1 pseudogene is annotated in these 822 nt (G+C 40.5%); it reads left to right on the top strand.

The features are described 5' to 3' along the window. Nucleotides 1-822 (top strand): annotated as a pseudogene (locus LCM11_RS20330) (IS3 family transposase); the annotation flags it as partial.

Raw genomic sequence — 822 nt, forward strand, 5'->3', positions numbered from 1 at the left:
CACTTTTCTATGGTGCGCCGATGGCGCAAGAAGTGGCTGGAAGGTGGAAAAGAAGCCCTTGAATCCACGAGGAAGGGGCCAACCCAAATGACGTCTCATAAGAAGAAACAAGATTCTACGGATTCGTTTGAAGCCTTAAAGAAAGAGAATGAGCGCTTACGGATGGAAAATGAATACTTAAAAAAGTTAAAGACCTTAGTTCAGAAAAAGAAAGCATCTCAAAAGAAGAACAAGCGCAAATAATCGACGAGCTAAGGTTTCGATTTCCTGTTAAACAACTGACTGAAATAGCTGCTCTTCCCAGAAGCACCTATTATCATTGGAAAGAAAAGCAACACGAACCAGAAACGGAACAACCATTGAAGGAGCTTATCACCTCAAAATTTTATGAACATAAGGGCCGTTATGGCTATCGGCGAATTGAAAATGAGCTTCGTAATTGCGGTCATGAAGTGAACCATAAAAAAGTCTATCGTCTTATGAGAGAACTAGGGCTGCAGTCTACGGTAAAAGTGAAGAAATATAGTTCTCACAAAGGAAAAGTCGGAGAAACAGCTCCAAATATTTTAGATCGAAATTTCAAGGCAGATCAACCGAATCAGAAATGGGCTACAGACATTACGGAGTTTAAGCTATTTGGCCAAAAGCTTTATGTTTCCCCTGTCTTAGATCTATTTAACGGAGAAATCATAACATACACCATTGGTTATAAACCCACCTATTCCTTGGTAGATGACATGTTAGATCAAGCATTTGAACACCTTCATCCATCGGATGAACTGTATATGCACTCCGACCAGGGATGGCATTACCAAATGGCTC

Source organism: Halobacillus halophilus, from assembly GCF_020171985.1.
In the GTDB taxonomy this organism is placed as follows: Bacteria; Bacillota; Bacilli; order Bacillales; family Halobacillaceae; genus Halobacillus; species Halobacillus halophilus_A.